22 protein-coding genes are annotated in these 24,856 nt (G+C 39.2%); all 22 read left to right on the top strand.

Annotated features, from left to right (window positions below; translation table 11 throughout):
• The first annotated feature begins 990 nt into the window (after positions 1-990).
• The gene (locus tag AB4238_RS05100) at positions 991-2,100 is read left to right on the top strand and encodes a polysaccharide export protein (protein WP_372031986.1); all 1,110 of its coding nucleotides are present in this window, start codon (positions 991-993) and stop codon (positions 2,098-2,100) included.
• 103 nt (positions 2,101-2,203) lie between these two features.
• Positions 2,204-2,659: a low molecular weight protein-tyrosine-phosphatase gene (locus AB4238_RS05105; RefSeq protein ID WP_372031989.1), complete on the top strand. Its 456-nt coding sequence runs from the start codon at positions 2,204-2,206 to the stop codon at positions 2,657-2,659.
• Positions 2,660-2,763: 104 nt separating this feature from the next.
• On the top strand, positions 2,764-4,947 hold the full coding sequence (locus tag AB4238_RS05110) for a polysaccharide biosynthesis tyrosine autokinase (protein WP_372031991.1): 2,184 nt from the start codon (positions 2,764-2,766) through the stop codon (positions 4,945-4,947).
• Between the two features lie 141 nt (positions 4,948-5,088).
• On the top strand, positions 5,089-6,369 hold the full coding sequence (tviB, locus tag AB4238_RS05115; RefSeq protein WP_372031993.1) for a Vi polysaccharide biosynthesis UDP-N-acetylglucosamine C-6 dehydrogenase TviB: 1,281 nt from the start codon (positions 5,089-5,091) through the stop codon (positions 6,367-6,369).
• An 85-nt stretch (positions 6,370-6,454) separates the two neighbouring features.
• A complete protein-coding gene (locus AB4238_RS05120; RefSeq protein WP_372031995.1) occupies positions 6,455-7,495 on the top strand; it encodes an NAD-dependent epimerase/dehydratase family protein in 1,041 nt (346 codons plus the stop codon).
• A gap of 108 nt (positions 7,496-7,603) precedes the next feature.
• Positions 7,604-8,266: an alpha/beta fold hydrolase gene (locus AB4238_RS05125; protein ID WP_372031997.1), complete on the top strand. Its 663-nt coding sequence runs from the start codon at positions 7,604-7,606 to the stop codon at positions 8,264-8,266.
• 204 nt (positions 8,267-8,470) lie between these two features.
• Entirely contained in the window at positions 8,471-9,736 is a 1,266-nt protein-coding gene (locus AB4238_RS05130; protein ID WP_372031999.1) for a flippase, read from the top strand.
• 74 nt (positions 9,737-9,810) lie between these two features.
• Complete coding sequence (locus AB4238_RS05135) at positions 9,811-10,350, top strand: CatB-related O-acetyltransferase (RefSeq protein WP_372032002.1); 540 nt, start codon at positions 9,811-9,813, stop codon at positions 10,348-10,350.
• Positions 10,343-11,239 (top strand): sulfotransferase, encoded by an 897-nt coding sequence (locus AB4238_RS05140; protein ID WP_372032004.1) that lies wholly within the window; start codon positions 10,343-10,345, stop codon positions 11,237-11,239. Before AB4238_RS05135 ends, AB4238_RS05140 begins: the two co-directional genes overlap by 8 nt.
• The gene (locus AB4238_RS05145) at positions 11,232-12,332 is read left to right on the top strand and encodes a glycosyltransferase (RefSeq protein ID WP_372032006.1); all 1,101 of its coding nucleotides are present in this window, start codon (positions 11,232-11,234) and stop codon (positions 12,330-12,332) included. The genes AB4238_RS05140 and AB4238_RS05145 overlap by 8 nt, the downstream gene beginning before the upstream one ends.
• Positions 12,333-12,365: 33 nt before the next feature.
• A complete protein-coding gene (locus AB4238_RS05150; RefSeq protein WP_372032008.1) occupies positions 12,366-12,989 on the top strand; it encodes a sulfotransferase family 2 domain-containing protein in 624 nt (207 codons plus the stop codon).
• Positions 12,990-13,023: 34 nt separating this feature from the next.
• Positions 13,024-14,091 carry a glycosyltransferase gene (locus tag AB4238_RS05155; RefSeq protein ID WP_372032009.1) on the top strand — a complete coding sequence of 356 codons (1,068 nt, stop codon included), beginning with the start codon at positions 13,024-13,026 and terminating at the stop codon, positions 14,089-14,091.
• A 29-nt stretch (positions 14,092-14,120) separates the two neighbouring features.
• Positions 14,121-15,272, top strand: coding sequence for a hypothetical protein (locus AB4238_RS05160; RefSeq protein WP_372032011.1), 1,152 nt, complete (start codon positions 14,121-14,123; stop codon positions 15,270-15,272).
• Entirely contained in the window at positions 15,265-16,389 is a 1,125-nt protein-coding gene (locus tag AB4238_RS05165) for a glycosyltransferase family 4 protein (RefSeq protein WP_372032012.1), read from the top strand. Before AB4238_RS05160 ends, AB4238_RS05165 begins: the two co-directional genes overlap by 8 nt.
• Positions 16,389-16,982 carry a sugar transferase gene (locus tag AB4238_RS05170; protein WP_372032013.1) on the top strand — a complete coding sequence of 198 codons (594 nt, stop codon included), beginning with the start codon at positions 16,389-16,391 and terminating at the stop codon, positions 16,980-16,982. Before AB4238_RS05165 ends, AB4238_RS05170 begins: the two co-directional genes overlap by 1 nt.
• Positions 16,983-16,984: 2 nt before the next feature.
• A complete protein-coding gene (locus AB4238_RS05175; RefSeq protein ID WP_372032015.1) occupies positions 16,985-17,605 on the top strand; it encodes an acetyltransferase in 621 nt (206 codons plus the stop codon).
• 29 nt (positions 17,606-17,634) lie between these two features.
• Positions 17,635-18,813 carry a DegT/DnrJ/EryC1/StrS family aminotransferase gene (locus AB4238_RS05180; RefSeq protein WP_372032016.1) on the top strand — a complete coding sequence of 393 codons (1,179 nt, stop codon included), beginning with the start codon at positions 17,635-17,637 and terminating at the stop codon, positions 18,811-18,813.
• 15 nt (positions 18,814-18,828) lie between these two features.
• Positions 18,829-19,737 (top strand): sulfate adenylyltransferase subunit CysD, encoded by a 909-nt coding sequence (gene cysD / locus AB4238_RS05185; RefSeq protein WP_372032018.1) that lies wholly within the window; start codon positions 18,829-18,831, stop codon positions 19,735-19,737.
• A gap of 91 nt (positions 19,738-19,828) precedes the next feature.
• The gene (gene cysN / locus AB4238_RS05190; protein ID WP_372032019.1) at positions 19,829-21,235 is read left to right on the top strand and encodes a sulfate adenylyltransferase subunit CysN; all 1,407 of its coding nucleotides are present in this window, start codon (positions 19,829-19,831) and stop codon (positions 21,233-21,235) included.
• Positions 21,236-21,320: 85 nt separating this feature from the next.
• The gene (locus AB4238_RS05195) at positions 21,321-23,048 is read left to right on the top strand and encodes an SLC13 family permease (RefSeq protein WP_372032021.1); all 1,728 of its coding nucleotides are present in this window, start codon (positions 21,321-21,323) and stop codon (positions 23,046-23,048) included.
• Between the two features lie 55 nt (positions 23,049-23,103).
• The gene (gene cysC, locus AB4238_RS05200) at positions 23,104-23,748 is read left to right on the top strand and encodes an adenylyl-sulfate kinase (RefSeq protein ID WP_372032023.1); all 645 of its coding nucleotides are present in this window, start codon (positions 23,104-23,106) and stop codon (positions 23,746-23,748) included.
• Positions 23,749-23,757: 9 nt separating this feature from the next.
• On the top strand, positions 23,758-24,717 hold the full coding sequence (locus AB4238_RS05205; RefSeq protein WP_372032025.1) for a DHH family phosphoesterase: 960 nt from the start codon (positions 23,758-23,760) through the stop codon (positions 24,715-24,717).
• The last annotated feature ends 139 nt before the right edge of the window (positions 24,718-24,856 follow it).

Genomic DNA, 24,856 nt, shown 5'->3' on the forward strand with positions numbered 1-24,856 from the left:
AGAATAACTATTAGCTCAAATCCCACTACTTTCCTACAGCGTTTTGAATTCCCGCTGAATGGTCAAACTTTTAATGCAATTGGTATAACGCCTGCTTATTTCAATTCAAGGCGCGTTGAGTAAGAGGGGGCGTTCCCTTTTGAGTTAATGCAACGCAGCAGAGAAAGTCCTGAGGGCTCACAGCGTAGGGCAGATATTCAAGGCTTGGTGAAATCATCTTATAACGCGCATGTGGCATTCGATATACAGCTATATGGACTATTTTGTTTATACAAAATAAGGCATTCCGGCCCTTCTTGGTAGTCAGGTAGGCTGTACGAGATCAAGGATGGTCGAAGGTAGAATAATGCAGGCGCAATTATCGACAACGGAACAGGCTACCAGAGCCTAGAATGACTATTCGCGATAACCTCTTACTGATCTAAAGTGATTTTAACCCACTGAATAAGCAACCCTTTAATGGTGTCGGTGTAAATACTTTGGCATCTTTTTGTAAAAACATCTTGAAATCTAAATTTTTGTATAAAAAACAAACTGCAGTAAGTCTCATAGACTATTTCTGTTAAAAAGCCAAAAAATTGGCACAAAAATGTAATTTATCTGTGTATAATCGTGCGGAATTAACAAGGTTGCAGCATGATGGATTACTGCGCAGGGAAGATGATAGGGCAATTTGGAAGCCAGAATTCAAGGGCGGTAGCGTGTCTGAAAGCTTCTCGTTAGGTTAAAATACCCGCCTTAAGCTATTTCTAAAGGAGCATTCCGAGCTGTCTCATCAAGTTTGCTCGTTTTTTTTCTTAGTAATGTAACTGATATTTAAGATTTTATCTAAGCTTGAGCCCGTTACTGGCAGATGTTCATCTGTGTTGTTAATGGATGCACTGCTTATAGCCTATTCCCAGTTTGAATAGTGCAATTAGTAACGGTATTCAACTGTCTAACACAGCCAAATACTATCTATTAATAATTAACATTAATGACACCAAAATAATGAATATAAAGATTACTGTTGCTGCTTTGTTTACTTTTACACTAACTGGCTGTGTTTTGCCGGGTCAACATCTAAGTGTAGAGAATGAAATTATAAATCAAAGTGATTTAGAAGAGTCTGCACTAAATGTTAATGTTTACGCACTAACACCCTCTCTAGTAAGAGAGTTGGCACCTCTAGATATCAAGGGGCAAGCGAATCCAATTTTGGACTCGGACTTAGCTAATTATGAATACAGAGTTGGTACGGCAGATATTTTAAATGTAACTGTGTGGGATCATCCTGAATTAACGATCCCCGCGGGTTCTTACCGAAGTGCAAGTGAGTCTGGTAACTGGGTACACGCAGATGGGCGCATTTTCTATCCTTATATCGGTTTTGTTGATGTAGCGGGAAAAACGGTGGTCGAGATCCGCAAAGAGATGGCGGTTATGTTATCAAAATATATCGAATCTCCTCAAGTAGATGTGAATGTCGCCAACTTCCGTTCGCAAAAAGTGTATGTAACCGGCGAAGTTGACGCAGCAGGTTCACAAGCTATTACTAATGTACCGCTAACATTACTCGATGCAATTAACCAGGCTGGGGGCATAGAACCGGAGGCAGACTGGCGTAACGTTGTATTAACCCGCAATGGTAAAGAGGAAATAATTTCGCTTTACGCATTAATGCAAAAAGGGGATTTAACCCAGAACAGATTACTGCAAGATGGTGATATTGTGCATGTGCCGCGCAATGACGGACAAAAAGTCTTTGTAATGGGGGAAGTCAATAACCCGCAAATTGTAAAGATCGATCGAGCAGGTATGAGCTTAACTGAGGCCTTGACAGGTGCCGGTGGGCTTGATGAGTTATCAGCCGATGCCACCGGAGTATTTGTTATTAGAGGCAATCAAGACCCTTCAATAGCAGCAAATGTATACCAGTTGAATGTTGAAAATCCAACTGCAATGATTATTGGAACAGAGTTCGATATTCAGCCTTACGACATTGTGTATGTGACCGCTGCACCAATTACTCGCTGGAATAGAGTAGTAGCGCAAATTGTACCAACAATTACCGGCTTTAATCAGCTTACTCAGGGGATCCAAAGGGTAAGAAATTGGTAGTAATTTCAAACCACAGGGTCCATTTAAACCTTAGGTTATATGTATACAGTAAGCGTCCGTTCGCTTACTTTTAGAGTGTCTCCTGTGCATAAAGGCTTAACTCATGTTTCAAAAAATATTAGTAGTTTGTGTTGGCAATATTTGTCGTTCTCCTTTTGGCGAACACGCTTTGCAACATAAAATTCCAAATAAAACAGTTAGCTCAGCCGGTATAGCCGTAGAGAAAAGTAGGCTAGTTGGGAAACCAGCAGACCCTACTATTGTCGAGTTAGCCGCTAAAGATGCTTTTGACTTGTCCAGCCATAAGTCTAAGCAGTTAACCAAAGAGTTGTGTATTGAGTATGACTTAATCCTTGTTATGGAAAAAGGACATATCGAAGCGGTAAGTCAAATATCACCCGAATCGAGAGGCAAAACCATGCTGTTAGGCCAGTGGCTACCCGCGGAGTTTATTTCAAAAGAGATCCCCGATCCCTATAGGCAAAGCAAAGAAGCATTTGAGCACTCCTATCGACTAATTGATATAGCTGTTAGTGCTTGGGCTACCAAGCTAGGTTAAAACCATAGCAATTTAATCAAATAGTCAAAGTTAAATATACGCCGCGTACCTATCAGAATAAAAAAGTGGCTAATCGCACCACATTAACCGGATTTTATTAATTTATGAGCAGCAATACAGTTAATCAATCAAAGTCGAGCCCAGCAAATAGCTTTGCCGAAGACATAGATTTTAGGAAGTTACTAGGCACGTTGCTAGATGCTAGATGGTTTATTTTAGCGATGACCTCGGCTTTTGCTGTGCTCGGCGTTATTAATGCTCTTTCAGCTACACCTGTATATAAGGCGGATGCTTTAATACAAGTTGAGATGAAGAGTAGCGGCATGTCTGCACTGGTGGGCAACATGGGGGATATGTTTTCTGAAAAAACATCAGCAAGCACAGAAATTGAGATTATTAAATCCCGCACCAATTTAGGTAAAACGGTTGATGAACTGAATCTAACGATTAATGCATCGCCTATGTATATGCCCTACATAGGGAAAAGATTAGCTAGGCTACTAAACAGTAAAAACAAGATTACAGTAAGCCGCTTTGAAACTCCTATTCATGCTGGTTCAACCTACATATTAACAATAGATGATGCCAATACAGGGGCATTCACCTTATCTGATGCTAATGAGCGCAAAGTGTTATCGGGCGTTGTTAACGAGTTGGCCAAATCAAATGACTATAAAATATTTGTAGAATCATTAAATGGTGCAACAGGAGACAAGTTTACGGTTCGTAAAAGGTCCAAGTCATCTGTTATACAGTGGCTAAAAGGTGGCTTAGTAATAATTGAAAGAGGGAAACGCACAGGCATACTCCAGCTCACTTTTAGCGGTGAAAATAAAACAATTAATGAAAAAATTCTAAATAGTGTTACCGAAAACTACTTTATGCAAAGTGTCGCCAGTAACTCTGCTGAGGCTGAAAAAAGCTTAGATTTTTTAAAAAAGCATTTACCCAATATTAAAACAGAACTGACGGCTAATGAAAATGCGCTCAATAGCTTTCGCCAACAGAACGATTCCATCGATTTAGGCTTAGAAGCGCAATCAACCCTAAAAGTGATGGTAACCTTAGAAGCACAATTAAATGAGCTCACGTTTAAAGAGAGCGAAATTAGCCAGCGCTTTACTAAAGACCACCCAGCCTATAAATCACTGCTCGACAAACGCAGTGTACTATTAAGCGAAAAGCAACGCTTAAACCAACGTATTCAAAACTTACCAAAAACCCAGCGTGAAATATTGCGTATGACACGGGATGTTGAGGTCAATCAACAAATTTACATCCAATTATTAAATAAGGTCCAAGAGCTCAGTATTCTAAAAGCGGGCACTGTTGGCAATGTACGGATTATAGATGTCGCACAATCTTATGCTGGCGCAGTGAGCCCAAAGAAACTGATGATAGTGATTATTGCTACGCTATTGGGCAGCGTGTTGTCCATAGTAATAGTATTGACCCGAGCAGCGCTTCATAGAGGGGTTGAAAGCCCAGATCAAGTAGAAGCGCTCGGCATTCCGGTTTATGCCAGTATTCCTTTATCAGACTGGCAGGCGAAGCTTGATATGAAGCTCAAGCAAAACAAGCATAAAAGAAAGCTCAAATTAAATGAAAGCCTACTTGCAGAGTCTAATCCTGCTGATTTATCAATCGAAGCACTACGTGGGCTTCGTACAAGCATGCATTTCGCAATGATGGAAGCTAAAAACAATGTGGTGATGATTTCTGGTCCGGCTCCGAGTATTGGTAAGTCCTTTATATCGGCAAACTTGGCGACAGTGATAGCCAAAGGAGAGCAACGGGTATTATTAGTTGATGGAGATATGCGTAAAGGTTACCTGCAACGCTATTTTAACTTGGAGTGGGATAACGGACTCTCCGATTTATTGTCAGGTCGGTTAGATGTTGATTCAGTGATTAAAGCATCAGGCATTGCGAACCTTGATGTGATTTCGCGTGGTCAAGTGCCACCTAACCCTTCAGAGCTGTTATTACACCCACGATTTACTGAGTTTGTAGAGTGGGCATCAAGTGAGTATGACATCGTCATTATTGATACTCCACCAGTATTGGCGGTAACAGACCCGAGCATTGTTGGCGCAGTGGTAGGCACAACATTAATGGTCGGCCGCTTTGGTAAAAATACCGTTAAAGAGATAGACGTTGCACGCCATCGTTTTGACATGGCGGGAATCGAAGTCAAAGGCTTTATTCTAAATGCGGTTGAAAAGAACGCCAGTGCGTCATACGGGTACGGTTACTATAACTACAGTTATGAAAGCGATAAAAAGTAATGCTGTATGCCAAACAAACTCAACTTAGCTAGCTTAAGTATCTATTTGACTGAGATTGTTTCTCTTACTGTATAAAAACAGTGTTAAAACTTTGAGTGTTTATTTGTTTGTTTATTTGTTTATTAAAGATAAGGCAGTGAGATGGATCTTTCACTAGATAATGTAAGAATTGGAGTTATTGGTCTCGGTTATGTTGGCTTACCGTTAGCGGTTGAATTTGGTAAGCAGCACAATGTTTTAGGTTTTGACATAAACCAGCCTCGTATCAACGAGCTCACAGAAGGGACAGATTCAACGTTAGAGTGTTCTAGAGACGAGCTTAAACAGGCAACTCATCTAAAGTACAGTGCAGATGTTGCAGATCTAAAAGATTGTAATGTTTATATAGTGACAGTACCGACGCCTATTGATGAGCACAAACAACCCGACCTCACACCGCTGATAAAAGCGAGCGAAATGCTGGGCACAGTTATTACCAAAGGCGATATTATCGTTTACGAGTCTACCGTATACCCAGGTGCGACCGAAGAAGCGTGTATTCCGGTTGTTGAAAAGGTGTCTGGTCTTAGCTTTAACAACGACTTTTATGCCGGCTATTCACCAGAGCGAATTAACCCAGGTGATAAAGAGCATCGGGTGACCAATATTTTAAAAGTCACCAGTGGCTCAACGCCAGAAGTGGCTGAATATGTCGATCAGCTATATAAAAAGATTATTACGGCCGGCACACATAAAGCATCATCTATCAAAGTCGCTGAAGCAGCGAAAGTCATTGAGAACACGCAACGTGACGTTAATATAGCGCTTATCAATGAGCTGTCAATTATCTTTAATAAGTTGAATATTGACACGCTAGAAGTACTAGAAGCCGCTGGCACTAAGTGGAACTTTCTGCCATTTCGCCCGGGTTTAGTCGGCGGCCATTGTATTGGTGTAGACCCTTATTACTTAACCCATAAAGCACAAACTGTGGGTTACCATCCGGAAATGATCCTTGCAGGCCGCCGTTTAAACGATGGCATGGGAGCGTATGTTGTTTCGCAGTTAGTGAAGACGATGCTCAAAAAACGCATTCACGTTGACGGCGCGAATGTGCTAGTGATGGGATTAACCTTTAAAGAAAACTGCCCCGATTTACGTAACACTAAAGTTGTCGATATTGTCAGTGAACTTAAAGAGTACAATATTAACGTCGATATTACCGACCCTTGGTGCAGTAATGCAGAAGCAAAACATGAGTACGGTTTAACCACAATTGAGCAGCCGCTAGCGAACCATTACGATGCGATTATCTTAGCAGTAGGGCACGATGAGTTTAAACAACTCGGCGCTGAAAATATCCGTCAATTGGGTAAAGCAGAACATGTATTGTATGACTTAAAATATGTGTTAGCCAAAAATGCTGTTGATATGCGCTTATAAGTAAATATTCAACCTTCAGTTATGACCTATTCTTGTGAGCTGAAACCTCAGCTCGCTTCATTATTTTACAAATGTTGGTTTAAACATGTCTCGTTACAATGAAGTAAAAAAACAACTGCTTGATGCACCTAAAACATGGCTAGTGACGGGAGTAGCAGGCTTTATTGGCTCCAATCTATTAGAAACACTATTAAAACTAAACCAAAAAGTGGTTGGTCTTGATAACTTTGCCACAGGGCATCAATATAATTTAGATGAAGTAAAAAGTTTAGTCACCGCAGAGCAGTGGCAAGAATTTACATTTATAGAGGGCGATATTCGTAACTATCAAGATTGCGAGCAAGCAGTCGCTTCTGTCGATTATGTGTTGCATCAAGCCGCGTTAGGTTCAGTACCTCGCTCAATTGCTGACCCTTTAACTACCAATGCCGCCAATATTACCGGCTTTATTAATATGTTACAGGCTGCAAAAGAGGCTGAAGTTAAAAGCTTTACTTATGCTGCGAGTAGTTCTACCTACGGCGATCATCCTGCGTTACCAAAAATAGAAGACAACATTGGCAATCCGCTATCGCCATACGCGGTAACTAAATATGTCAATGAACTATATGCTGGTGTGTTTGCCCGCACCTACGGTTTTAAGACGATAGGGCTACGTTATTTCAATGTATTTGGCCAACGCCAAGACCCAAACGGCGCCTACGCTGCTGTCATTCCTAAATGGACGGCTGCCATGATAGAAGGTAACGATATTTTTATTAATGGTGATGGTGAAACCAGCCGAGATTTTTGCTTTATCGAAAACACCGTGCAAATGAACATATTGGCCGCAACAGCAAGTGATGATGTAAAAGATAATGTTTACAATGTAGCCGTGGGTGATAGAACAACACTAAATACACTATATAGTAGCATTCAAGAAACGTTAGCAAGTAATGGGGTTGTCAATAATAAAACACCTATCTATCGTGAGTTTAGAGCAGGAGATGTGCGACATTCTCAAGCTGACATAGGTAAAGCAAAAACATTACTAGGCTATCAACCAGAATTTGCTATACAACAAGGAATAGATAAAGCAATGCCTTGGTATATGGGTTTTATAAATGAAGTCTCTGAGAGTGTATAACTATTCTTACTTTGAATATGTAATGTCCTTTTTTGATTTAAATGGTTATTTCAACACCACTAAACTGTAAGGGTTTATTGATGTTTATATTAACTACGGGAAGGTTTTTTGGAAAAGTCAGTCGAAATTCAGTTGTCTAAAAATGGTAAAAATCTTTACATATTTTTTGGCGGTATTGCTGCCGGAATATCAATGCCACCATTTGAGTTTTATAATGCATCAGGTATTCTCGATGAAAATAAGATCTTCATTAGAGATTTTGAGCAAAACTGGTACCAGAGCGGGCTAGTGGATATTAGTAATAACATTATTCAAACTGCCGCCTTTATCAGAGGTGAGATTGATAAAATCAACCCTGAAAAATTATATTTTATTGGAAACTCAATGGGAGGCTATGCAGCGATACTTTTCGGGAATTTGATAGGGACCGGTGAGGTTATAGCATTCGCGCCACAAACTTTTATTTCTCCAATGCAACGGTTTAAAAACAGAGACTTTAGGTGGAGCAAGCAAATTTTTAGTACTTATATAAAGTGTTTTTTGAAAGATACAGCTTTTGATTTACGAAAAATACTTATTGATAAACCGAATGATAATCGTATTTCTATTTTTGTATCAACTGGAGATAGATTAGACTATATTCATGCTAATCATCTAAAAGGTATTGACGGGGTGACTGTCTTTGAATTTGATAGCGGAGGTCATGGTATAGTTAAGCAATTAAGAGATGAAGGGAAACTAACTGATATTATGTCTGGGAAATATACATGATTTTTATTATGCAGTTTTATTCATTGCGATTTAACGAATGTCAATCTAAGTTTTTTATTTTTACCATGTGAATTTTTCTATATGACTGCATTGTTTGATATCTTTTATTTTCTATGAATGGCATAAGCCTAAGGTGACGCTTAAATTTATAACTGAAGATATTAATTCAATGAAGTGTGAATTTTATTTTAAAAGAGTTTTATTATGGGTTTAGGAAGTAAGTTTTTCGGTACGGCTGGTATTATGCTCCTTAATCGAGGACTTATTCTTATTGCAGGTATTGTCTTTGCAAGATATCTAGGCCCAGAAAACTATGGTTTATATAGTTTTGTCTTAGGTGTTATAACTATTGCTACATTGCCAGCTATAGCGGGAGTTTCAACATTAATAGTAAGGCAGATCGCATATTATCAGTTAGAAAACAAATTTTCCCTCTTACTTGGCATAATTAATTGGTCAAGATTTTATGTGTTAGCAGTTTCTTTGTTAATGTTTATTATAATGCTTTTTCTTTTGTATTTTAGGGTATTTGATGATTCTGTTACTAGTTTGTTGTGGGGGGCAATTTTTTTAATCCCAATAAAGGGACTTCTAATTCAACAAAGCTCAATACTTAATGGCTTTAGGCAACCTGTTAAGTCTCAAACACCTATTCAAATAATTGTTCCTGCGACGACATTGTTGACTTTGATTCCTTTTTTTCTTCTAGAGTTTAAAATAGACGGAGGATTGTTGATTCGAATCCTATTGTTTTCGACGGTCCTGGCATTGATTTTTAGCACGGTTTTTGTTAGGGAAGCGAAAAAGGGAGTTATTAATTCAACAAATCCTGAATATGAGGCTAAAAAATGGAACTCAGCCCTTTTACCTTTCATGATGATTACACTTGTCGCTACCCTTAATACGGAGTTGGTGAGCGTGTTATTGGGATTTATTGATAGCTCTGAGTCAGTAGCATACTTTAAAGTAGCTATGCAGGCTGTTAGTTTTATCGCTCTTAGCGTTACATCAATTAATATCGTGATCATGCCTGATGTAGCTCGATTATTTAAAAGTGGGGATAAGGAAAGGACTCAATTACTTTTGACTAAAAGTGTAAGGTTAATAGCTGCAATATCACTGCCTATCATAATTGCTTTAATTCTATTTGGCGAAATTGCAATTGGTTTTTTGTTTGGAGATGAATACTTAGAGGCATACCCTATACTTGTTGTTTTATGTATTGGTCAATTGGCTAATGTACTCATGGGATCAGTTGGTTTGGTAATGAGCATGACTGGGAAGGAAAAGCAATCGTTAAAGTTACTTTCTTTTACTTTAATACTGAATGTAATTTTATTTTCAATTTTGGTTCCCAAATTTGGGGCATTCGGTGCTGCTATATCTGTATCTGTTAGTGTTATTATCCTGAATGTGTTAATGGCTCAAGCTATTTACCGAAGTGAAAAGCTAATTACTTGGATTCGATAGTTAACTTAAATCGGTAACAATAAGAAAGTTTATATCTATAACTAGTAATTATTATGGTTACGTTTGGAGGTATTATGTTTTCAAACTCTAAAAATACGAGTTTGGCAGCCCGATTCAAGTTGAAGCTAATCCGGTGGTTTAATTTTTCGGCACAAAATGTTTTTATTGCTAAAGGGTCAAAGATTTGCAGCTTAACTACTATAGGTGATTTCACTAGAGTCAATGGGGCAATAGTAATTAAGGGGCAGGGAACAGCTATTATTGGAAGTTTATGTGCAATTGGCGAAAATGTGCGAATAATTACACAGAATCATAACATGGGTCATGAAATCATTAATCTATCCGTTCAAAAAAAGTTGTATGGCGAGACTTTTATTACTCCTGGTGATGTAGAAATAGGTGATAACGTTTGGATTGGTGACAATGCAATTATTCTTCCAGGTGTAACTATCAACCGAGGTGCTGTTATAGCTGCAGGTGCTGTTGTAACTAAAGACGTATCTGAGTTCGAGATTGTTGGTGGTAATCCAGCCCGTACGATAAGAAATCGTAAAGACAGTAATTGGAATTCAGAAGTAGACTATAAAAATATAGTAGAGCAATTATATGAGTAGTGAAATATATCCCAACCTTTTTGTTTTAGGTGCTCCTAAATGTGGAACGACTTCGGTAGCAAATTGGCTTAGGCAGCATGGTGAAGTTTTTGTACCAACCTCGAAAGAGCCTCATCATTTCAATGTTGATCATAATTTTTTGGTATACAAAGATGAAAAGGACTATTTAGATCTATATCGCAATGCTAATAAACAATATGCCTGTGACGCATCTGTATGGTACCTTTATTCGAAGGTAGCCATCACCAATATTTTGCATAAAAGGCCCGATAGTAAGTTCATTGTGTGTCTGCGTAATCCGATGGATATGGCATTATCACTTTTTCTTGAACAAAGGTATGCCACTAACGAGCATATAGCCGATTACTTTGAAGCTTGGAAAAGTAGTAATGATAGGCGTCAAGGATTGAAGGTTAGTAAGTGGTGTCGAGAACCTTTGCACTTAGATTATCAATCAGCTTGCTTGCTGGGTAATCAAGTGTCTCGGTTATTGGCTTCGGTAGAGCGAGATAATGTTCATTTTGTTTTTCTCGACGATCTGAAAAAATCTCCTCAACAAGAGCTTTCTAAAATACTTAGATTCTTGGGGCTAGATTATGACAATACAGTAGAATTGACTGTTGCCAATATAGCTAAAACAGTTAAATATAAGCATATTAAAAGGTTTGTGAGATTACTCGGTGCTTTAAGACAGTTTATTCCGATCAAAACAAAATTAGGAATTTTAAACTATTTTAATAAAGTTAATCAAACGAAGCTAAAGTCAAAGCCGCAATTAACTGATGCGCAAAGTCTAGAAATTAGTCAGTTCTATAGGGATGACATAGAACATTTGTCAAAGTTAACAGGTAAAGACCTTTCGAGTTGGGTGGCTTTTAAAAATGACTAAAAAATTATTGATAGTTGTTGCGGCCATAGGTGGAGGCGGCGCAGAGCGAGTAGCCGTTCAGTTAGCGAACTTTTTTTCATTAAAAGATTTCTCAGTCAACGTATGTTGTTGGAATAAGCGAAAGAAAGAATATAGCATAATTGATAACGTGCTTGTTAGCAGAATATCTGCAAAGAATCGAACATTAGACCTAGTACAAATAATTGAGCACTTTCAACCAGATTTTATACTGAGTTTTACTGATGCTTCTAATGTAATAACATATTTTGCAAAAAAAATGGCTAAATCAGATGCTATTCATATACCAACAATTCATAGTGATTTGTACAATCGGGACAGGAATATTGAATTTGGTTTCGTAACGAAGATATTGGGTATTATTCATAAATATGTTTGTAGAAAAAGCAACAAGGTTGTCGTAGTTTCTGACGGCGCAAAACAATCACTCATTAATTATTACGGCTTGTCAAATAGTCAATGCATACGCATTTATAATCCAGTTTTAGATGAAAATTATATGACTCGTAGTCCAAAATCAAACGAGTCAACAGCGACTGATATCGATTCCAAGCTTAGAATAGTTTCCGCGGGTAGGTTAACACTTGCTAAAAATTATCCGCTCATTATCAAGGTCGCTAAAGAATTGAAAGACCGTGATTACAGTTTTTCAATTGATATTTTTGGTACTGGAGAGTTAGAGGCTGAAATTAGGGAGCTAATAAACCAAAATGATCTTAGTAAACATGTCTACCTTCGTGGGTTCGTCGATAACCTGACGGCGACTCTAAATGAATATGATCTGTTTTTGATGACTTCGTCGTGGGAAGGGTTCGGTAATGTACTCGTTGAAGCGCTAGACGCGGGTCTCGATATTATATCAACAGACTGCCCCAGTGGCCCAAAGGAGATACTTGCAAATGGCAAGTTTGGGACGCTTGTACCCGTTGGAGAAGCTAGTCCCATCGTCGATTCTATTTTAAATAAAAGCTATATTTCAGCTGTTAACCCAGAAGAGTTGAACGCTCATTTATATTCATTCACGCTAACAGCGATAGGTAATGAGTATTTTGATTTATTCAATAAGCTCAGATAAAAAATTATATTTCGACAAGGTTACTTTTCCATAATGGTTATATATAGATTAAATTTATATCGTAGGTATTTATACTGGCGTAAGCACAAATGCGTTTTTATACATGTGCCTAAAGTGGCCGGCACAAGCATTAATCATGCTATTTATGGCAGGACATTAGGCCATTATTCATCTTTAGAGATTAACAATGCCTTTCCAAAGCTCTTTGAACAGTCATTTGTTTTTTCGTTAGTGAGAAATCCGTGGGACAGACTGCTCTCAGCCTATCGCTTCGCCAAGCAAGGCCGCACTGACACTATGGGGGTTAATAACCCCGAGCAGTATCAAATTCCTGAGTTCGAGACTTTTGAGTCTTTTGTGGTCGATTGGTTAGCAGATAAGAATGTCGATGAGTTGGATTTTGTGTTTCAAACGCAAAGTCGCTTTTTAGTCGGCAATCAAGGTGAGCTATTACCGGATCATGTTGGCAAGCTGGAAAGTCTTACTGAATCTGTTTCTATTATTGAGTCCAAACTCGGTAGAAAGCTTGATATCCCCCATGCGAATAAAGTTGTAAAAAAGGGGAGCTATCGTGATTATTATACGACTCAGAAAATGATCGATATTGTTAGCGACAAGTATGCTGCTGATATTAGGCGCTTTGAATATAACTTTTAATCTTTCGGTTTTATCCATTTAATAAGCACTCAAAATGAAAATAACCCACGTTATCTCTTCACCTGCCTCTGGTGGCGCAGAAGTCTATGTCAAAGATCTTTCTATTGCGATGTCTAAACTGGGGCATGAGGTTCATATCCTTTTTCTTTCGAACGCCAAAGATATCGGTAGGGATACTTTGTTCGAGAATAAATTCTTAGCTGATCTGACTAAAGCTAACGTTCAGTTTAGCTTTATTGGTAACAAAGCACGAAAAAATCCTTTTTTGGGTATAGCTAAGCTTAAGCAACATATAGCTCATTTTGGACCCGACATTTTGCATTGTCATTTATATTTCGCTTTGTTTTTTTCGTTGTTCTCTAATCATGTTAAGGTGATTTATACACACCATAGCATTAAGCTAAAGCTCCCCTCATTCTGTTATCGAATTTTCGACTTTAGAGTCTCTAGTTATATAGGCATATGTCATGCGTGTACAAAAATGCTTAGTAAAATTACAGTTAAAGATGTTGTTAATATAAATAATTCCGTTTCAACATTGCGTATTAAAAAGAAGGCAGAGTATTTAAATCGGGCTGTACCAGTTGTATTGATGGTTGGGCGCTTTTGCACCCCCAAGAATTACAGCTTTATCATAGAAGTTGCCAGTTTACTTAATGACACCGATTTTGTTGTAAAAATTGCTGGCGAAGGCGAAGGTTACGAATCTTTTAAACAAGAGGTAATGGAGAGAAAACTTGATGGTAAGATTAATTTATTAGGAAATGTTTATAATGTCGAAGAACATATGCATGATGCTGATATTTTTGCTATGACATCTTCGTGGGAAGGTTTGCCAATCTCGCTGATTGAAGCTAGTTTGACTGGATTGCCAACAATCGTTACCAATGTAGGTGGTTGTGCTGAGGTTTCTCATACTATATTAAACGGAATAGTCATAGATGAATTGGATCCGCATTTATACGCTAAACATCTTAAACGGTTAATAAGTTCGTACGAGTTAAGGAAGTCTTTGTCTAAAAATGGTTTAACCTATTCAGAGTGTTACACATTATCTCACAGTGTAGAGAACCATCTCTCCTTATATGCTAAATATTGTTAGCTTAAATCGACTCTTTGTTCAGAGGTACTATGTCTGAAATATATTTATTCTCTGATTCTTGGCACGTTATCAGTGCTGTTATTGTTTTTGTTATTGGGTTTATCATAACAATTAAATCAGCACCTTTCTTTTCATTAGGACAGAAGGGTGTAGCCTATATCTATTTTTATCATACTATTTTTTGTTTACTCTATCTGCTATACATTTTAAAAAATGGTGGTGACGCAACAACTTATTTCTTCAAAGGGGCTGAACCGTTAGCTGATTTTAAGCCTGGAACAATGGCTGTTGTTTATCTAATAAGCTTTCTCTATAAATTTAAGCTATCTTTTCTTGGAATGTTTTTAGTTTTTAATATATTGGGTGTTATCGGTTTATTAGCATTCTATAGTGCATTAAATAGAGTGACTCTAAATAGTAGTCCGTATTTACGCCGTCTGGTACTTATTACTGTATTTTTACCCTCTGTTAGTTTTTGGTCTGCTGGTTTAGGTAAAGATGCTATTTCTTTTATGGCGATAGGCTTAGCCCTTTACGCAGCTCTGGACTTTAGAAAACATCTACTGTTACTTTCTTTCGCTATTTTGATCATGTTGTTAGTTCGGCCACATATTGCTGGAATGATGGTAATTGCAATATCCATTTCTGTATTTTTGCAAAAGGATATACCTGTAATCCCCAAAAGCATTCTTGGTGGACTTTCCTTGGCTGGCATGGCTGTGTTGGTCCCGTTTGCGCTTAACTATGCAGGGCTTGAGTCTGATGCGTCAGACTTAGAAAGCTACATTGATAAAAGACAAGGTTATAACCAAAGGGGGGGAGGTGGAGTTGACATATCTTCCATGTCTTTGCCGATGCAAATGGCTACTTACATAGTAAGGCCTTTCCCCTTCGAGGCAAGAAGTATTAGCCAATTACTTGCTTCGATAGATAACGTGTTTCTACTTGTACTGTTATTCATGGGGCTCAAAGCCAAGGTTAAATATAAAAATTTAACCTTGGTAGGTAATAGAGCCTTCATGTGGAGTTATGTGGGGATCTGTTGGGTATTATTATCGATGACCACTGCCAACCTCGGTATTGCAATGCGGCAAAAATGGATGTTTGTACCTATATTACTCTTTTTATTGATATCAATTATCGCAGCTGCAGAATCTAAAAAAGTAGAACACAATGACTAAATTTTTATTAATAGCGAGTTACCCTGATTCGCTAATAACCTTCAGGGGGAAGCTCATTGAAGCTATCATCGCAAAAGGATATGAAATCCATATAGCGGTACCCGATTTAGAAGAAAGCTCTTTAATACATCAGAAGTTAACTAATCTAGGTGCAAAGGTTCATTCTATCGGTTTACAAAGAACAGGCATGAACCCTGTTCGCGATATTAAAACGGTTATTGAGCTATTCAAGTTGATGCGAGCCATTAAAGCTAAATTTGTTTTAGGCTATACGATAAAGCCTGTTATATACGGTTCATTGGCAGCTTGGCTTGCGAAGGTACCGCATCGTTTCTCTCTCATTACTGGGTTAGGTTACGCCTTTACTGGGGAGTCAAATGGTAAAAGGGGCTTAGTTCAAAAGATAGTTAAAGCCTTATATCGATTCGCTTTAAGTCGTAATGATAAAGTCCTTTTTCAAAACCCTGACGATGAGCAGCTATTTCGTCATTTAGACATTTTACCTGAATCAGTGCCTTCAGCAATTATGAATGGCTCAGGCGTTGATGTCGCTGAATTTCAAGTCACTCCCTTTCCTGATCAAGTCACCTTCTTACTTATTGCTAGGCTATTGGGCGATAAAGGCGTTCGAGAGTACGCTCAAGCTGCCGCTTTGGTCAAAGCAAAGCACCCTCAAGCTAAGTTTGAATTGGTCGGGTGGATAGACGATAACCCTGATGCGATCTCTCAAACTGAGCTTGATGCTTGGATCAATTCTGGGACCTTGACGTTCTTAGGGAAATTATCAGATGTACGGCCTGCGATTGAAAACGCGAGTGTGTATGTTTTACCTTCTTATAGGGAAGGAACGCCCAGAACGGTACTGGAAGCAATGGCTATGGGGAGAGCTATTATCACCACCGATGCGCCAGGTTGCCGAGAAACGGTTGTTGATGGCGCTAATGGGTATTTGATCCCGGTAAAATCAGTAGACGAACTCGCGACAGCCATGATTTCTTTTATTAACGAGCCAGCTAGTGTTATTGCGATGGGGGCTAAGTCACGTGAAATGGCTGAAAACAAATATGATGTTCATAAAGTTAATCACGCAATGTTAATCGAAATGGGAATGAACTGATGGCTAAACGTTTATTTGATTTTTTAGTCGCTTTAAGCACTTTACTTATTCTGTCGCCAATTATAATCATCGTTGCTTTGATGATTAGAAGTCGACTCGGTTCACCGATTTTATTTACCCAGAACAGACCTGGGAAAAATGGCGAAATATTTAAAATGTATAAGTTTCGCTCTATGCTCGATAGCGTTGATGCAACGGGCAACTTACTTTCTGATTCTGAGCGGTTAACCTCATTTGGTAACAAATTAAGATCGACTAGCCTAGATGAATTACCAGGCCTTTGGAATGTGCTTAAAGGTGATATGAGCTTGGTTGGCCCGCGTCCACTTTTAGTGGAGTATTTACCTTTATATAGTACTCAGCAAGCTAAACGTCATGATGTTCGTCCTGGTATTACTGGCTGGGCGCAAGTTAATGGTAGAAATGCTATCAGCTGGGATAGTAAATTTGAGTTAGATGTTTGGTATGTTGCCAACCAAAGTTTTTGGTTGGATATAAAAATATTGCTACTCACGGTTAAAAAGGTCTTTGTGCGTGAAGGCATTAGTGCTGATGGCCATGTGACAATCGAAAAATTTACGGGTAGTCGCTAATTATGGCTAGCATAGCGATATTAGGTGCTAGCGGCCATGGCAAAGTGCTTGCTGAGATTGCTGAGTTAAATGGCTATGATAAGGTTGTTTTTTTTGATGATAATTGGCCGAAAAAATCACAGCTAGAGCACTGGTCAATTGTTGGTAACAGTCAGGATTTAATTCAAACGTCAGCTGATTTTTCCGCCTGTATTGTTGCTATTGGTGATAATAAAATTCGACTGAATAAACTTAAAGAATTATCAGTAGTCAATGCGCCGCTAGTGAGTTTGATACATCCGAGTGCCATTATTAGTCCGTATTCCAGTATAGGATTAGGTTCTGCGGTAATGGCCAATGCTGTTGTTAATACAGCAAGCACAATTGGTCAGGGGGCCATTATTAATACGGCCTGCTCTATAGATCATGATTGCGTGATCTCTGAAGGGGTCCATGTGAGCCCTGGAGCGCATTTAGCCGGTGGTATTCGCATTGGTAAACTTAGCTGGATTGGTATTGGTAGCAGCATCAAACAAGGGGTCACTATTGGCCACAATGTTATTGTTGGTGCCGGTGCTGCGGTAGTCAGTAACATAAATAACAATACTACAGTTGTTGGTGTGCCTGCTAAGCCCTATTTCTAAATTAGTTATTCCTATAAAGAGTTCTTCAGATGTTAAATACCCCTTTTTCTTGTTGGCCTTCATTTACTGAAGTCGAAGCCAATAAAGTTTCACAAGTTTTATTATCTAATAAAGTTAATTATTGGACCGGTACAGAGGGACGCAATTTTGAAAAAGAGTTTGCGTCTTATACCGACACAAAATATGCAGTTGCATTAGCAAATGGCACTCTGGCGTTAGACCTTGCATTAAAAGCGTTAGAAGTTGGTGCTGGTGATGAGGTGATTACGACCTCTCGTACCTTTTTAGCTTCAGCCTCTTCAATTGTGACGAGTGGCGCTGCGCCAGTGTTCGCTGATGTTGATTTAAACAGCCAAAATATTACTGCAGAATCAATCGCTGCCGTTTTAACGCCAAAAACCAAAGCGGTGATTGTGGTGCACCTTGCTGGTATGCCGGCAGAAATGGATGCCATTATGGCTTTGGCCGCAGAGCACGGTTTTTACGTTATAGAAGATTGTGCGCAGGCTCATGGCGCTCGATATAAAGATCGAAGCGTTGGGAGTATTGGTCATATTGGTGCTTGGAGTTTTTGTCAGGACAAAATCATGACTACCGGTGGTGAGGGCGGCATGGTGACCACTAATGATAAAGCCCTTTGGTCTAAGATGTGGTCTTATAAAGATCACGGTAAGAGTTTTGAAGCTATTTATGAGCGCCAGCATCCACCAGGGTTTCGTTGGTTACATGAATCATTTGGCACCAATTGGCGTATGACCGAAATGCAAGCGGCAATCGGCCGAATTCAGCTAACGCGAATGAATGATTGGACTGCACTACGACAAGCTAATGCTGCGGCAATTGATGAGGCCGTTGCGGGTAGCAAATTGGTTCGTACCGTTAGTGTGCCCGATTACATTGAGCATGCTGAATATAAGCATTATCTATTTATCAATGCTAATCAGTTAAAGGACGACTGGACTCGCGATCGAATTGTAGAGCAAATAGTCGCGCTTGGCGTACCGTGTTTTCAGGGAAGTTGCTCGGAGGTTTATTTAGAGAAAGCGTTTGACAATAGCCCTTGGCGACCTAAGGAACGTTTAAAGAATGCGGTTGAATTAGGTGAAACGTCTCTAATGTTTTTGGTTCACCCAACGTTGACGGCTTCAGAAATTAAAAAGACGTGTGATGCGATTAAAGTTGTTATCACCAAAGCAGCAAAAATTTAAAGGTAATTTATTCAAATGGAAAATAGTAAATTCACTCATTTAAAAGCACTCGAAGCTGAGTCGATTCACATTATGCGAGAGGTTGCTGCAGAGTTTGACAATCCTGTGATGTTGTATTCTGTCGGTAAGGACTCATCAGTATTGTTGCATTTAGCGAGAAAGGCTTTTTATCCAGGTAAAATCCCATTTCCGTTAATGCATGTTGATACTAACTGGAAATTTAAAGAGATGATCCAGTTTCGTGATGAAATGGCTGAAAAGCACAACTTTGATTTAATTGTGCATAAAAACCCTCGTGGAATGGAGATGGGTTGTAGCCCATTTGTACACGGCAGTGCAAAGCACACCGACATCATGAAAACAGAGGGATTAAAGCAAGCGTTAGACATGCATGGTTTTGATGCTGCTTTCGGTGGTGCTCGCCGTGATGAAGAGAAGTCTCGTGCCAAAGAGCGGGTCTATTCTTTTCGTGATAACAAGCATAGATGGGACCCTAAAAATCAACGACCTGAATTGTGGAATATCTACAATAGTAAGGTGGATAAAGGCGAGAGTATTCGAGTTTTCCCGTTATCTAATTGGACCGAACTTGATATTTGGCAGTATATCTACTCTGAAGGTATTGAAATTCCATCACTGTATACCGCTAAAGAGCGCCCTGTGGTTGAGCGCGATGGCACTTTAATCATGGTTGATGATGAACGTATGGAGCTTAATGAGGGCGAAGTTGTTCAACATAAAATGGTGCGCTTTAGAACATTAGGTTGTTATCCGCTCACCGGGGCTGTTGAGTCTGTAGCTGAAACGTTGCCCGAAATAATCCAAGAGATGTTGCTTTGCACTACATCTGAGCGCCAAGGTCGAGTTATTGATAATGATTCTGCTGGCTCAATGGAGAAAAAGAAAATGGAAGGCTACTTCTAGTTTTTATCTTCAGGACTTTTTCATATTAGGTAATGGTTTTAATTTTAAACGCACTCTCGGCGTTTAATGATACGGATTTAAGGATAGTTTGATGACGAACAGTACGTCTCTAATCGCTTCAGATATAGAAGCATATTTAAAAGTGCATGAAAATAAAGATATGCTACGCATTCTTACCTGCGGCAGTGTTGATGATGGCAAGTCGACTTTAATTGGTCGATTGTTATTTGACAGTAAGATGATTTTTGAAGATCAAATGGCTGCAATTGAAAAAGATTCAAAGCGATTTAATACCACGGATGAGTCGTTTGATTTAGCTTTGTTAGTTGATGGTCTTCAGTCTGAACGTGAGCAAGGTATTACTATTGACGTTGCTTACCGTTATTTTGCTACTGAGCAACGCAAATTTATTATTGCAGACACACCAGGCCATGAGCAGTACACACGAAATATGGCGACAGGTGCATCAACTGCTGATTTGGCTATTATATTGATTGATGCACGCCATGGTTTGCAAGTGCAAACTCGACGTCATAGCTTTATCTGCTCACAGCTTGGTATTAAGCATGTGATTATAGCAATCAACAAAATGGATGCTGTCGATTACAATCAGTCAGTGTATCAAAACATCAAAAAAGAATATCGTGAGTTTGCCGATGCGCTTGATTTTGATGACATTCGATTTGTGCCAATCTCTGCTCTCAAGGGCGATAATGTTGTTAACGAAAGCCAGAACATGAATTGGTACCCGGGCTCAACGATGATGAAGTTGTTGAATACGGTTTCTGTTGCAAAAGACAAAGCACATGCTTTTCGGATGCAAGTTCAATATGTTAATCGTCCCAACCTCGATTTTCGTGGATTTTGCGGTACTGTAGCCTCAGGTGATATCCGTGTTGGCGACACTGTAAAAACATTACCTTCAGGTAAAGAAAGTAAGGTGAAGTCAATCGTTACTTTTGATGGCGAGCTTGAAAAAGCAACCATAGGCATGGCGATTACCATTACTTTAGAAGATGAAATTGATATTAGTCGTGGCGATATGTTAGTTCGTCCACATGAGCTGCCTTCATCGACTCGACATTTTGCCGCTGATATTGTGTGGATGACTGAAGAGCCATTACACGTGGATCGTGAGTATGCTATTAAAGTGGGTAGTAAGTCTGTTTATGGCTATGTTGAAAGCGTTAATCATAAAATAGACGTTAATACATTAGAAAAGTCTGATGCGCACCAGCTTGAACTGAATGAACTCGGTAACTGTAATTTTGCGGTGAATGAAGATGTACAGTTTGATGCTTATGATATTAATCGCAGCACGGGAGCTTTTATTATCATTGACCGTTTAACTAATGTTACGGTTGGCGCGGGAATGATCCGCAGTGAAATTGAAGGCAAAGCGTCAAACAATGACACTGAGCACTCTGCATTTGAGATCGAATTTAATGCACTGGTTAGAAAGCATTATCCTCATTGGGGAGCTAAAGCCATAGGCTAAATACCTAGGTTATATAAAAAGCTGCAGTGCGATTAGTTTGCACTCAGCTTTTTTTATTTTGTCACGTTGAAGTCGGTTGCTGCTTATGTCTACAGATGCATACTTAACGGTAAGTATTTTTATATTTACTATATGTGGTTTATTTAAATATCAAAGTCGACCAGCTGTTGTGTTTGGCGCGACGTTAATGCTGCTAATTAGTTTTGGGTTGGTATCTAAAGCACAACTACTATCGAGTATCGCTAATCCAGGGCTCATCACCCTAATTCTATTAATTGTGTGTTCTTTCGCATTAGAAAAAACCCGATTATTACGAGTTGTTGCCTCAAAAGTGATTATTGAGAGCTATAAAGCGACCTTTGTTAGGCTTTTTACTGTTACTACAATGTGTTCTGCGCTACTTAATAATACCGCCGTTGTTGCAACACTCTTATCGCCTATACGCAATAATCCACATCATTATGCGAGTAAATTATTATTGCCATTGTCCTATGCGGCTATTCTAGGTGGCACATTAACGCTTATTGGTACTTCCACCAACCTGATTGTAAATAGTTTATATATAGATGCGACTGGGCTATCACTTAATTTTTTCTCATTTACAGCCATTGGTTTGCTGCTAGTCGTATGTTGTGGCCTTGTTTTAGCTGCTTGTGTAAGGTTATTACCTGAAAACAAACCGTTACTCGATCGCGCTAAAGGGTATTTTATTGATGCTAAAGTTGTTATGGGATCTGAACTTATTGGCCGCTCTGTTGAGGCTAATGGGCTGCGCCATTTAGAGTCTTTGTTTTTGGTTGAGTTAGTTAGGGAGGGGCGGCTGATTTCTCCGGTATCACCAGCCGAAATTCTACAACATAATGACCGACTTATTTTTAGTGGTGATATTACCAAACTTGGCCAATTAGGGCAGTTTTCAGGGTTGGAAACATTTGCTCATAAGAATAATCTCAAAGACTCAAACCTTACTGAAGTGGTTGTTAGGCAAGAAAGTATGTTAGTAAGGAAAACCCTTAAGCAGGTTGGTTTTAGAGCCTTGTTTGATGCGGCGGTAGTTGCTATTCGCCGTGACGGTGAAGAGGTGTCAGGAAAGCTAGGTGAAGTAAAACTTAAAGCGGGAGACTTTTTAGTTTTGTCTGTCGGTGACGACTTTAAAAAGCGTCGTAATTTGAGCAAAAATTTTATTGTACTGAGTGGTGTGGCAACAGAACTACGCCTTAACGGTTGGAAAGCTTGGTTGTCTGTTGGTGGCTTTTTATCGGTAATCGCTTTGGCGGCTTTTGGTGTTGTTGATCTGCTTGAAGGGTTAGTTTTATTACTTGGCTCACTTATTTTCAGCCAATCTCTGAGTGCAAGTGAAGTTATGCGTCGTTTGCCTGTTAATATTTGGTTAATTGTTGCTTCTGCTATTTTACTTTCTCATGCGCTGGTTAATGCTGGAATTGTTGATTTAATTGGAGAGTGTGTTAACCAGAGCGCTACTAAAGAACATGTCTATTTAGCATTGATTATTGTTTATTTACTGACTTGGTTGATGACTGAGTTAGTGACCAATAATGCTGCAGCCGCTTTGATGTTCCCTATTGCATACAGTTTAGCGTTAGGGTTTGGTGTTGATGTTTTGCCTTTTGTAATGACGGTAGCATTTGCTGCTAGTGGCAGTTTCATTAGCCCTTATGGTTACCAAACTAACCTAATGGTTTTTAATGCGGGTCAATATAAATTGAAAGACTTCGTGAAAACTGGCTTACCTGTCAGTATTGTTTATGGGCTAGTGGTTATTATAACAGTGCCTATGTTTTTCCCATTTTAGTTTAATTGATGAGTTTATAGGTCGATTTCCCTCCTTCATAAAATAAGGACTTATTATGTCAGATGTGCCATATAGAGAAGTTACAACAAGCTGTAACAAGTCGTCAGATGTTGTTTGGCACCAAGCAAGCGTAAGCCGAATAGAACGTTGTAAAAATAATGGCCATAAACCGGTTGTTTTGTGGTTCACGGGCTTAAGCGGTTCTGGTAAGTCCACCATCGCTAACGCCGTAGACAAAATGCTGCACGATTTAAATTGTCATACGTATGTGCTCGATGGTGATAATGTTCGTCATGGGTTAAATGGCGATTTGAATTTTACAGATACTGATAGAGTTGAAAATATTCGTAGAGTCGGGGAGGTTGCTAAGCTATTTGTTGATGCTGGTCTTATTGTATCCACGGCGTTTATCTCCCCTTTTATCGCTGACCGTGAAATGGTGCGTGGCCAGCTCGCTGAAAAGGAGTTTATAGAGGTCTTCATTGATACTCCTTTAGCTATTTGTGAGCAGCGAGATCCTAAAGGTCTTTATAAAAAAGCCCGCGCGGGTGAGATTAAACATTTCACTGGTATTGATTCTGCTTATGAAGCACCCACCCAAGCAGAGATACATGTGGAAACGGCAGAGAAATGCGTAGAAGAGTGCGCTTTACAAGTCATTAGCTATTTAACTCAACACAGTTATTTAACCTCAAAATAAGATAGAAATATGAATTACGACATTTTTAATGGTGATGCAGATGGCATCATTGCACTATTACAACTGCGGTTTGAAAATCCTCTCGATGCGACGTTGATTACAGGGGTTAAACGAGATATTCAATTACTTAGCAAAGTGACGGCCGTCGCTGGCGACGAGCTTACCGTGCTTGATATCTCGATGGAAAAAAATGTAGAGCCTTTAGTACGATTGCTTGACGCTGGTGCTAAGGTATTTTATGCGGATCATCACCGCAGTGGTCTCGTACCAGACAATGATAATCTTCAAGCCCATATTGATTTAGACCCTAATACTTGTACTTCATTGATTGTCGATAAGCTATTAAGTGGCAGGTATCATCATTGGGCTATTGCAGCTGCTTATGGAGATAATCTAATCGCTAAGGCTGACGAGCTAAGCTCGTTAGCAGGTTTAACCAATGAGCAGTCTGCACAGCTAAAAGAACTCGGTACACTAATTAACTATAATGGTTATGGTACGACGATAGATGATCTGCACTTTGATCCCGCCGAGTTGTTCTTAGCGCTTAAACCTTACTCCGACCCTTTTGAGGTTATAGCTGATAAATCATCGCCGTTTTACCAACTTAAAGCAGCATATGAAGCTGATATGAATAACGCTAAAAATATTTCTGCAGCCCATAAAAGTGATTCTCTGGCCGTTTTTGAGCTTCCGAGTCAGGCTTGGGCAAAACGGATTAGTGGTGTTTACGGCAACTTATTAGCAAATAACAATAAGGATTCAGCCCATGCGGTATTGACGGATAACCTCGATGATACCTACACGGTCTCCCTCAGAGCGCCACTTTCTAATAAACAAGGTGCTGGAGATATTTGTAGTCAATTTAATACCGGAGGAGGCCGCTCTGCCGCCGCAGGAATTAATCAGTTACCGAAAACTTCGTTAAGCCTTTTTGTGCAAGCCGTTGAAGAGTACTATAAGCCATAGCTTGTACTCTAAAGTAAGGCCTGTTCCTAAAACCAACTCAGATGAGTTGGTTTTTTGTTTTATAGGTACATTCCTCACATAATCATTCTTGTATTTTATATTGATTGGTATCAAATGTGTTCTTATACCAATTGCATTA

Origin of the sequence: Shewanella sp. 10N.286.45.A1, assembly GCF_041470405.1 — a bacterium.
GTDB lineage: Bacteria > Pseudomonadota > Gammaproteobacteria > Enterobacterales > Shewanellaceae > Shewanella.

What these genes read in the sequence shown, in the direction of transcription:
- AB4238_RS05100 (WP_372031986.1), top strand. Translation starts at nt 991, where the DNA reads ATGAATATAAAGATTACTGTTGCTGCTTTGTTTACTTTTACACTAACT.
- AB4238_RS05105 (WP_372031989.1), top strand. Translation starts at nt 2,204, where the DNA reads ATGTTTCAAAAAATATTAGTAGTTTGTGTTGGCAATATTTGTCGTTCT.
- AB4238_RS05110 (WP_372031991.1), top strand. Translation starts at nt 2,764, where the DNA reads ATGAGCAGCAATACAGTTAATCAATCAAAGTCGAGCCCAGCAAATAGC.
- tviB (WP_372031993.1), top strand. Translation starts at nt 5,089, where the DNA reads ATGGATCTTTCACTAGATAATGTAAGAATTGGAGTTATTGGTCTCGGT.
- AB4238_RS05120 (WP_372031995.1), top strand. Translation starts at nt 6,455, where the DNA reads ATGTCTCGTTACAATGAAGTAAAAAAACAACTGCTTGATGCACCTAAA.
- AB4238_RS05130 (WP_372031999.1), top strand. Translation starts at nt 8,471, where the DNA reads ATGGGTTTAGGAAGTAAGTTTTTCGGTACGGCTGGTATTATGCTCCTT.
- AB4238_RS05135 (WP_372032002.1), top strand. Translation starts at nt 9,811, where the DNA reads ATGTTTTCAAACTCTAAAAATACGAGTTTGGCAGCCCGATTCAAGTTG.
- AB4238_RS05140 (WP_372032004.1), top strand. Translation starts at nt 10,343, where the DNA reads ATGAGTAGTGAAATATATCCCAACCTTTTTGTTTTAGGTGCTCCTAAA.
- AB4238_RS05145 (WP_372032006.1), top strand. Translation starts at nt 11,232, where the DNA reads ATGACTAAAAAATTATTGATAGTTGTTGCGGCCATAGGTGGAGGCGGC.
- AB4238_RS05150 (WP_372032008.1), top strand. Translation starts at nt 12,366, where the DNA reads ATGGTTATATATAGATTAAATTTATATCGTAGGTATTTATACTGGCGT.
- AB4238_RS05155 (WP_372032009.1), top strand. Translation starts at nt 13,024, where the DNA reads ATGAAAATAACCCACGTTATCTCTTCACCTGCCTCTGGTGGCGCAGAA.
- AB4238_RS05160 (WP_372032011.1), top strand. Translation starts at nt 14,121, where the DNA reads ATGTCTGAAATATATTTATTCTCTGATTCTTGGCACGTTATCAGTGCT.
- AB4238_RS05165 (WP_372032012.1), top strand. Translation starts at nt 15,265, where the DNA reads ATGACTAAATTTTTATTAATAGCGAGTTACCCTGATTCGCTAATAACC.
- AB4238_RS05170 (WP_372032013.1), top strand. Translation starts at nt 16,389, where the DNA reads ATGGCTAAACGTTTATTTGATTTTTTAGTCGCTTTAAGCACTTTACTT.
- AB4238_RS05175 (WP_372032015.1), top strand. Translation starts at nt 16,985, where the DNA reads ATGGCTAGCATAGCGATATTAGGTGCTAGCGGCCATGGCAAAGTGCTT.
- AB4238_RS05180 (WP_372032016.1), top strand. Translation starts at nt 17,635, where the DNA reads ATGTTAAATACCCCTTTTTCTTGTTGGCCTTCATTTACTGAAGTCGAA.
- cysD (WP_372032018.1), top strand. Translation starts at nt 18,829, where the DNA reads ATGGAAAATAGTAAATTCACTCATTTAAAAGCACTCGAAGCTGAGTCG.
- cysN (WP_372032019.1), top strand. Translation starts at nt 19,829, where the DNA reads ATGACGAACAGTACGTCTCTAATCGCTTCAGATATAGAAGCATATTTA.
- AB4238_RS05195 (WP_372032021.1), top strand. Translation starts at nt 21,321, where the DNA reads ATGTCTACAGATGCATACTTAACGGTAAGTATTTTTATATTTACTATA.
- cysC (WP_372032023.1), top strand. Translation starts at nt 23,104, where the DNA reads ATGTCAGATGTGCCATATAGAGAAGTTACAACAAGCTGTAACAAGTCG.
- AB4238_RS05205 (WP_372032025.1), top strand. Translation starts at nt 23,758, where the DNA reads ATGAATTACGACATTTTTAATGGTGATGCAGATGGCATCATTGCACTA.